The sequence below is a fragment of the Marinobacter halodurans genome (assembly GCF_004327985.1).
GTDB classification, from domain to species: domain Bacteria; phylum Pseudomonadota; class Gammaproteobacteria; order Pseudomonadales; family Oleiphilaceae; genus Marinobacter_A; species Marinobacter_A halodurans.
On sequence record NZ_SJDL01000065.1, the window covers coordinates 1 to 9,266 of the forward strand.

8 protein-coding genes, 4 tRNA genes and 1 pseudogene are annotated in these 9,266 nt (G+C 59.0%); all 13 read right to left on the bottom strand.

Features of this window, described 5'->3' with window-relative positions; all coding sequences use genetic code 11:
* A partial coding sequence (locus tag EZI54_RS22555) for a GTP-binding protein (RefSeq protein ID WP_242674569.1) occupies window positions 1-128 on the bottom strand: 128 nt, incomplete at its 3' end.
* A 53-nt stretch (window positions 129-181) separates the two neighbouring features.
* Window positions 182-257: transfer RNA gene (locus EZI54_RS22560), tRNA-Thr, on the bottom strand.
* Between the two features lie 22 nt (window positions 258-279).
* Window positions 280-354 (bottom strand) — tRNA-Gly (locus EZI54_RS22565).
* 11 nt (window positions 355-365) lie between these two features.
* Window positions 366-449, bottom strand: a tRNA-Tyr gene (locus EZI54_RS22570).
* A gap of 38 nt (window positions 450-487) precedes the next feature.
* A tRNA-Thr gene (locus EZI54_RS22575) sits at window positions 488-563 on the bottom strand.
* Between the two features lie 31 nt (window positions 564-594).
* Window positions 595-1,317, bottom strand: coding sequence for an SPOR domain-containing protein (locus EZI54_RS22580; RefSeq protein WP_131484131.1), 723 nt, complete (start codon window positions 1,315-1,317; stop codon window positions 595-597).
* Window positions 1,314-2,045 carry a type III pantothenate kinase gene (locus tag EZI54_RS22585; RefSeq protein WP_131484132.1) on the bottom strand — a complete coding sequence of 244 codons (732 nt, stop codon included), beginning with the start codon at window positions 2,043-2,045 and terminating at the stop codon, window positions 1,314-1,316. The genes EZI54_RS22580 and EZI54_RS22585 overlap by 4 nt, the downstream gene beginning before the upstream one ends.
* Entirely contained in the window at window positions 2,042-3,010 is a 969-nt protein-coding gene (locus EZI54_RS22590; RefSeq protein WP_131484133.1) for a biotin--[acetyl-CoA-carboxylase] ligase, read from the bottom strand. Before EZI54_RS22590 ends, EZI54_RS22585 begins: the two co-directional genes overlap by 4 nt.
* 97 nt (window positions 3,011-3,107) lie before the next feature.
* Window positions 3,108-5,504 carry a DUF6160 family protein gene (locus EZI54_RS22595; protein WP_242674567.1) on the bottom strand — a complete coding sequence of 799 codons (2,397 nt, stop codon included), beginning with the start codon at window positions 5,502-5,504 and terminating at the stop codon, window positions 3,108-3,110.
* 11 nt (window positions 5,505-5,515) lie between these two features.
* A complete protein-coding gene (locus EZI54_RS22600) occupies window positions 5,516-6,043 on the bottom strand; it encodes a hypothetical protein (protein ID WP_131484136.1) in 528 nt (175 codons plus the stop codon).
* A 29-nt stretch (window positions 6,044-6,072) separates the two neighbouring features.
* Window positions 6,073-7,119, bottom strand: a complete 1,047-nt coding sequence (locus EZI54_RS22605) for a hypothetical protein (protein WP_131484135.1) — start codon at window positions 7,117-7,119, stop codon at window positions 6,073-6,075.
* A 25-nt stretch (window positions 7,120-7,144) separates the two neighbouring features.
* On the bottom strand, window positions 7,145-8,338 hold the full coding sequence (locus tag EZI54_RS22610; protein WP_242674568.1) for a hypothetical protein: 1,194 nt from the start codon (window positions 8,336-8,338) through the stop codon (window positions 7,145-7,147).
* Between the two features lie 758 nt (window positions 8,339-9,096).
* A pseudogene (locus EZI54_RS25180) lies at window positions 9,097-9,266 on the bottom strand (group II intron reverse transcriptase/maturase); the annotation flags it as partial.

Here is a 9,266-nt window from a genome sequence, read left to right on the forward strand (position 1 = left end):
CCGGTACCCCACACTTCGTGACACACGCGCGTCAGCGCCGCGGTCAGCGTGGTCTTGCCATGGTCAACGTGGCCAATCGTGCCCACGTTCACGTGCGGTTTACTACGCTCAAATTTTTCTTTAGACATTCGACCAATCTCCCTAATCAACTTTCAGCTAGCAACGTTGACCGGACAAATAATGGAGCTCATGACCGGAATTGAACCGGTGACCTCATCCTTACCAAGGATGTGCTCTACCGACTGAGCTACATGAGCACACAACTTAACTTGCCAAATCTGGAGCGGGCAGCGGGAATCGAACCCGCGTCATCAGCTTGGAAGGCTGAGGTAATAGCCACTATACGATGCCCGCGAGCAAATAAGTGGTGGAGGGGGCAGGATTCGAACCTGCGAAGCTTTCGCGTCAGATTTACAGTCTGATCCCTTTGGCCACTCGGGAACCCCTCCAGATCTGCGCTCGCCCGCACAGACTGAAAACTTAAAAGTGGAGCTGGCGGACGGAATCGAACCCCCGACCTGCTGATTACAAGTCAGCTGCTCTACCAACTGAGCTACGCCAGCCCACATTCGCCTCTTCAGCGAGGCCGGTATACTACGGATTTTTATCGGGTGATGCAACACCTTCACAGGCTGCATTTTCAACCGACGACAAATCCCCGGCACTCCGTTCCACGACGCGCGAAAACTGATCGAAACCAGCCTTTGATGCGACCGAAAAAACGAGGGCGTAGCTTATCTGATTACGGTCGGCGTTGACCAGTACTGTTTCAATATTTCTTGATTGAAAACGTGCGTTTAGATCTTCGGCCAGCTTTTTGGACTCGAACAGCCCCAGGGAAATGGCATTGCGATACTCGCCTTCGGTCACCAGGAAGCTGTCCACGCCGGCACGCTGCAACTCTTCAAGGCGACCAAGCGCGGCCTCCCGTGACGGAAACGGCGGAATCAGCACCCAATGATAAGGCGGACGCGCATTTTCCTGCCTGGTCAGGGATTCTATCCGGGCATCCACTCCGGCAGCGCTGACCAGACGCTCGGCCTCGGCCCGTGATTCCAGCCCCGTCAGGCGGCCACATAGCCGTTCGCCGGCGGGCGTCGACGATTGATGCTCGCCGACTTTCCCCTCCGGCTGCCTGGCAGCGGATGCCGACTGCTCCTTGCCGGGTGCAGAAGGCACATCAATCTTGAGCTCAGCCACCCGAGGAAGCCGCCCCTCATTTCCCACAGGTGCCTGTTTGCCGGGCGGAGCCCAACGGATGGCGGCAATGCCCAACAGGATATTGAGCAGCACCAATAGCGTCACCACCCACTTCATTCGGTGGCCTCGCGATGAACCACAATCCCCAGACCATCCAGGACCAGTGAGGGCCGCCACTGCCCTTCAAGCCCCAACCGGATAAGATCCTCGCCGTCTCCTCCGGTGACAAAAACGGTCTCGAAACCGTAGGTCGTGCGCATCGCCTCGATGCGGTCGATGACCGACGACCAGAGCCAGCTCAGACCGTGCCGAACACATTCACCCGTGCTCAGTCCCGGCGAGGTATCCAGTGACAGCGACTTACCGAAAAACACTCGCGCCGTTTTGTCCTCAAGGGACTCCCGCATCAGGCGATGCCCCGGAAGGATGTAGCCACCGAGATGCTGGCCATGGGCATCCAGCAGATCCAGTGTCAACGCACTCCCGGCGTCCACGACCAAAAGGGGCTGGCGACATTCCGTCCAGGCTCCGATCATCGCGTGCCAACGGTCAGCCCCCATGGTTTCCGGATGCTGGTAGGCACAGCGCACGCCGCATTGCTCTGCCTGCGCCCAATAGAAAGCGGGGGTAACACCGAAACGGGAAGCAAGCTCCTGATGCAGCGCCTGGCGCGCCACTTCCGAAGTCACCGTGGAGATCGAGATGCGGTCGACAGCGCCAGGCGCTATGCCGGAGAAGAGATCCGCGTCACCCGGACACCCCACACCTTCCGCTGGCGCGCCGCTGGCTTCGACCACTCGCCATTTCAACCGGGTGTTCCCGGCATCAATCAGCAGATGACTCATACCTGACGCCGCACGCTGATTTCACCGGCCCGCAGGACCTTTACGCCGCCCGGGGTCTCGAGCCGATAGGCCCCGCCGGAATCGATACCCGCACCGATACCCTCGTCGCCGTCGGGTTCCGTACGCAAAGGCTGGCCGTATAGCGCATCCAACGCCTGCCACTGCTCACGCAGGGCCTCAAACCCGTCCCGCTCGAAGGTTTCAAGAAGGGTCAGGGCTTCTTCGACCACCGCAGTTATGACGTTGTTGCGGGTCCATCGAACATCCGGCTCGGCGCGGTCGAGACTGATCCAGGGCTGATCGACGAGCTGCTCGCTGTCACTCATGTGCACATTGATCCCGATGCCGACAATGACCCGGGCCGCGCCTTCCAACTCCCCCTGCAGTTCAATCAGGATGCCTGCCAGCTTGCGCGCATCAACAAGTACATCGTTGGGCCATTTCAGTCGTGCCTGGCCAAGCCCGAGCTTGTCCAAGGCCCGCACCACAGCGACACCGACCACCAGACTGAGCCCCTCAAGCGCGGCGAAGCCTCCCCTCAGGCGCAATCCCAGACTCAGGTACACATTCTCGCCTGCCGGACTGGACCAGGCGCGGCCCCGGCGGCCCCGACCCTGCTCCTGGCGATCGGCAACACAGACACGAACCGCCCTGTCCGCATGATCCGGCTGCTGCATCAGGTAAGCGTTGGTGGAATCAATCACATCAAAAACATCGAGCTGAATAGCGCTGCGCATACCAGGCGGCAAACCTTCCAGGATGGCGCGACCATCCAGCAGATCAACCGTGCCGGTTAGACGATAGCCCTTGCCCCGCACCCGCTCGACCGAGACACCATCGTCCATGAGGCGATTCAGCTGTTTCCAGACGGCGGTCCGGCTGACCCCCAGGATACGGGCCAGGTCCTCGCCGGAATGCCATTCCCTGTCAGCAAGGATCGACAGCAGTGCTTTCTCTTTTTTCATGGAGTACAACTCGCGTGCGGGGCGACTGGGTATGGGCCGGATTAAACAACAGCTGGACGGAAAAGACAAAACGGGCGACAGGGCGTCGCCCGACAGCTTACTGGATGGGGGTCGCGGTAAGGTTGGCCCTGATGTCCATGTTCTGCATCTTCACGCCGTATATTGCTGTTGCCGCGCCACCCGTGGGATGGACCAGGTCGATATTGTTGACGGACAACTCCTTGAACCGGGAGTGGGCCTGCACCGCAAATCCCAGGGGGCGATCGGCTTTCTCGGTATCGGTCGGCGCGGCCACGTAGCGATACCCGGCCGCAGTTGAGGTATCCATGATCTTCTCATCGCCCCGGTTGCCAACGACGCCATTGGCGTCCGCACCGTCCTCTTTCTTGACGACTTTGGTGTGGTAGATGTCGACCGACAGATCAGTCTGGATACCGAAGGTGTTGTCCTCAATCCCATCACCGTCCAAGTCTTCGCCATCGCTGGTATGGATGTCATTCAACACCAGTTGGGTACCGGTGCCGTTTTCCGGACCGCCTGCACCCTGGCTCCGGTTGGTCTCCCAGATAAAGGCGTTGCGTTTGGTGTCGCTTATGGCGCGGGCAAAGACCTGCTTGAGACTCACCGTGACACCTTCCTCACCCCGCATTTCCCATAGACCGCCGGATGCCGCGCAACTGCTGGCATCGGTACCGGACCCGCCCACGCAGACGTTGTCGGCGCCACCGGGACGGATCGTCATGCTGCTGCCTTTCTCGTAATTCTGGACGACAAAGCGACCAAAACTGTTGCCCTCCACCTTATCGCCAACCCGGAGATTGCCGATGTCCATGGTGCCCCAGGCCTCGCCCTTGATGATAGCCAGGCCATCATCGGTGACGTCCACGGTCATTTCGCGCACATGGGTGTCATAGTTCAGCTCCGTTGCCCAGAGCCCTTTCTGGGACACCTCGCCATTGCCTTCATCATAGGGAGCCGCCACCAGTGCAGCACGACCGTTGGTGATCTGGATATCGGAGTTAATGGTCAGTCCCTCGCCGCTGGCACCGCCGGCGCCCAGTGTAATCTGGCCGTCGATCTCGAAATCGTAGGACGGGAACACCCCCAGGGCGAGCAGCAGTTCGGTCCCGCCCTGAAGCGGCGCATCGTCGTCCCCCACCTTAAGGCCATTGATTCGGTATCCACCTTTGACACCCTCGAAACCAATCCGCAGGCCGTCGTAGAACTGGGTGCCATTCAGCACCTCGTTGCGGGTGACATCAACGGTCAGGTCGCCCTGCCCCCAGGACTGCAAGCCACTGAAAATCACTCGGTTGCCATCCTCGGTATACGCAACATTGGCATTGGCCAGACTCCATTGCGCAGCCAGGCGCAGCCCCTGGGAACCGGCGTCGGCATTTCCCCCGCCCTGTAGGTAAACGGCGTTGGTATAGGCCTGGCCATTGATCGTCTGGTCGGCAAAAAGATAATCCAGGTTGATCTGTCCCAGATTCCCGCCGTTACCTCCCAACTGGACCTGCTGTATATCCAGGTTGCCGCTGATGCTGTCGACGGTGAGCGCCAGGGATTGCCTTCCCTGCCAATCCAGGGCGACATCGAGGCGCAGGTTATCAACGGTGTTGACCCCGGTCATGCCGAGCAGGGCGATCGAATTGCCGTCGTCGCTGTATATGAAGTTCGCGCTGTTGATGGTGGTGCTGCCATCGACCCGTATCCCCTCGTCACCGAATCGACCGCCGGCCGCAATCCAGGTTTCGCTGGACAGGTCGAAGTCACCGCTCAGGGAGCCGTAACTGGGCAACAATGCGCCGCTGGTTACGTCACTGCTTACGCCGTGATTGAGCGGGTTATTGCTGTAGCGAATGGCATCCACGCTGAAAGAACCGGTGACAGAAGGCGAAGCGAGAACCAGTGTTGAACCATCGACGTCCAGCGTCATTCCCGGCGCGTTGACGTCCATGGTGATGCCATCGAGAAACACCTCGTTTCCGTTGGTCCGGTATCCCAGCCGGCCGTTGGTCATCTGGTAGCTCACATCGTAGGTATAGCCACTGCTACTGAGCGAACCGCCCGGCGACAACCGAAGATTGCCATCCAGATCATGATCGAAGAACACGCCCCCCATACTGGCTGCCGGATTGTCATCCAGACGGACGTCCGTGAACTCAATCCGGCGATCCTGGACGACGAAATCAAGGTTCAGGCTGGCATCGTCGAGAATATCGATCTTGTAGATCTGGTGCGCCCGGCCATTGGGATCCGAGGCGGCACCGATCCGGAAGCCATCCAGGTGGATGCCACTGCCATCGTCAAAGTAGGAGATACTGTTCGCTGTGGCGGCCAGATCCAGCTCCATGGTGATGCCGGACTGACCGCTGATGCCGGCCATCGCCGAGTCATCCAGGCTCTGCAGGTCGGCAAGGACCGAAGGGCTCACAGGCACCAGGAGGGCGATAAGCGGCGCTCCGGCACGAGTGATCACAGACGGTTTCATGGCAGCCCTCATCACGGATTACCAGTGGGAAAAACAAGCAGGTTTCCTTCCAGAACGACATCTCCCTGCATCTCCACAGAGAAAATGTCGGTCTGCTGGAAGCCCGGATCGGTCGGGCGGGCCGTGCTGCTGGTCGCCAGTTTGAACGTTACCGAGTCATAGCGGACGAAGTTGGGAAGACCGATTTCCAGGACATCCCGATTGAACAACGCACCGTCGCCACCAAAGCCGGAGTCGATCTTGCGTACACGCAGGGTTAGCCCTTCGAACGAGAATTTGCCGCGGATGTCGTCCAGGACCATCCAGCCGCCACCTTCCTTGAGCTGGTAGGCCAGCCGGGCACCGCAACGCTTTGTTGTGTCCGAGCAGCTCCCGAAATAGGTGTTCTGGATCGGACCGCCGTCCTCGTTGATGCTGATGTCACCGGACAAATAGATCCCACCCTGCCCGGAAATCCCGGACAACGCCTGGTCATTGAGAAGATTCAGCTCGGCCTGTGCCGGCGATACCTGAGCAGCCAACAGGATCAAGCCTGCCATATATCCCAGGCGATTGAATGGATACTTGCTCATTGCGCCAGGTCCTTGGTCTGAATCTTGAGGTGCTGGATCAACATGCCTTCGATCCGGCCGGAACCGAAATCGCGATCCCCGACCGACAGGTTGCCAATCGCCAGATTGCTCCGGTAATCCGGGTTGGTGTAATAGTCGTTATAGAAGTCCCAGGTGGCGGCATCACTACTGTCACGCAATCCGTCGGCACCGATGGTACCCGCACCCGGTTTTTGTATGGCCGCGACCTCCAGTACGAAATTGCCGGTGCCGTCCACATCGAAATACATCGGCTGCAGCGAATTGCCCAGTGCAAGCTCCAGGGCGAAATTCTGCATGATGATGCGGGATCCACACACCGCGGTGGTTTGATCGCACGCGTTGATCGACAGTTCGGGGGTATAGAAGTTGAGCTTGAACTGCCCCACCATCTGCTTGCGCTCGTTATCGCCCCACAAACGGATATAGCTCCCGTCGATGACGGCGCTTTGCGCATGCACATTGATATTGGCAGTATCCTGGCTGCCCACCGTGAGGTTCAGTTGCAGGCCGATGTCCGGACGCTCCCCCTGGGGAAGATCCGCGCTCGCCGGTCGACTGGCACAGGTTCCGGAGCCCGCGGCCGCTGAGCTGCTCAGGCAGTCATAGCCCTGCGTCGTATCCACCTTGTGCGGTGCCGCGAATTGCAGGACGGCCTTATCGGGCACACCGATATCATTGCCATCGACCACATCGATGGAATAGGGATTTACCAGGCGCCCGAGGTTGACCGGCGTCAGAGTCTCGCCGTAGTTGCTGCCGGCACCGGCGATGTAGAGTTTGTTCACGACAATCTCCACATCCTCGCCCTGCGAGTTCTTGATACCGCCGATGCGGAATATCTGGCCGTTCTCCACATCGGTACCGTGGGCAAACTTGAAGTCCTCCAGCACAAGACCGATGCCCGCACCGTTCACCCTGGACAGCTCGCTCTCGGACAGGCTCTGCATCTCGGCATGAGCCAGGCCCGGCACGGCGACAGCCAACAGCGCTGCGAGTCTTGTTATCAGCCAGATACGGTTCAAGCGATTCTCTCCATGGCCGGTTCGATCAGAACAATCCGACGCCTCGGTCTATGTATTCCCGGCGCTGCCCTTCAATGCCTGTCAGCGCTTCTTCCAGATTTACCGTGACAGCCCCGTTCGGGATGTTGAAAAATGCACCGGCCGTCGCCTTGATGAAATCTTCCGGCGATGGATCCGACTTGGCCACATCAGCCAGATACTCGAGATCCTTGGTCTGGAACGATATAAAGGCTCCGTCTGACGGGCCGGTGATGGTCCGCTTCCCGTTGACGTCCTCAATCTGTCCCACCGGCATACTGTTATAGATTCCCAGATCGAAGCAGGCCTGGATGCCGAGCACCTCACATTGCTGGGCAACCACGACAACGTCACAGCCTCCAAATAACGAGCAGTTCTCGGTGTAGAGCTCAGAACTCAGGGTGGGAGAAATAATGTCGATCAGCCCCGCCACCAGATAGTTGACGTCTTCAAGGACAAATTTTTCACCGTTCGGCACACCAATATATTCGGCGCGCACCGGATCCAGGCCGCCATAGTTATCCCGATCCGGGTTTCCCTGGACCAGCCGCGCCTTCGTCTTCAACGGGCTACTACCGGCCAGCACGGGTGTCAGGAAACCAACCATCTGGTCAAACAGGTTGCCATTGGAATCAGCGGCACTCAGACCTTCCCCCCGGTCCAGGATGTCGATATTGATGTTACCGGTAAGCTGCTGGATAGCTCCGGACAGGATCCCCTGCGACTCACCGAAGCCAAACCGGAACCCGACGATCTCCTCCGTCGATTCGTCGTACGCAAACTCGAGATAGGGATTGGAAATCTTGAAGGGAACAATCTCACCATCCTGGTACGCGCTGCCATCCGCCTTGAGCTGACGTGCTGCGTCCGGATTACGCTCGTAATAGGAGGAGTCATAGATGTAGCCCAGTGAAAAATTATTGATCAGGACGTCCGACGATCCCTCGACTTCACCATCCCGCTCATAGCGCCCCAGTTCGAACGTGTCGGCGTTGGTCTGAATTTCGATATCCATACCGAGATTGACCCGCGTGTAAGACGTGTTGTTATCAGCCGACGGGTACTGCTGCCGGTCGACCGAGACAAAGGCCTGGCCGGTAACCTCCGACATGGCTTCGTCGCTGATCGGTTTCAGCTCCGCATGCACGACGGCCGCATTCATGAGTAACAGAAGCGGCGTAATCCAAATAGGTTTGTACATACTGACATCTCATCCCTCGGCGCCTTGCTGTTGCCAGCCACCGGAAAAATCGCGTGATAAGCATGAGTGTCTCTGAATGGTCTTATTCTTTTTTTGACTGATTCTTGAGCAATGGTAGTGGGAATTGGGGAAGGCCACTGTGCGCGGCGTCATAGATTGGGAATTTTAGGGGATTGTCTGACAATATCTTGCAGCGCCCTGGCAAGCAGCAAGTTACGCTCGCCGCTGAGTGACGACGACGCTGGCTCCGCGAAAACAGCGCTGGGATGCTCGGCATTGAGGGAAAGGGAGACAAGCAGCGGTTTCGGAAAGGGTATGGGAAGGGTTGTGAGTGTCCGGCCCTATTGGGTGAACGGTTTTGGAGGTTGAGGTTGTTTAGTAGGAGTCAACGGATGGCTGGTTCGGTGGGACTCAATGCATGGCGGGAGGGGGGGGAGCGTGGCAGCGTTGGGCGGCGGCGATGACCCGGCTGCCCGATGGGCACTGTGCGTGAGTCCGGGTTGCGGGACCCATAAAAGCGACCGGTCACGGGCAGGGCCTGGGGTGCCGGTTGGTGGCCGCCCTTTGGGCGGCGACGATGACCCGGAGTGGACCGGGACGGTCCACTCGTGCGCCCCTGCCGGAGCGGTGCTCCGGCTGCCCTGTGGGCACCGGCTTGCACACCCCGTAGGTCACTTTTGTGAGGCATCGAGTAGGAGGGGGAGTCACCTCCCCCGTCCTCTCACACCACCGGGCATACGGTTCCGTACCACGGCGGTTCATGGTTGGCTCTGAAGCCGGTTCATCGTATCCAGCAAGCTTACCAGAGACAGGCGGTCGAACACCTTCTTGGGCAGGGCCGCGTTCATATGCGACGCGCCACTATTCCACCAAGGTCCACGACCATTCATCGCGCTTGTCCAAGCCCTCGGCTCGGGTAGTCCGAGCC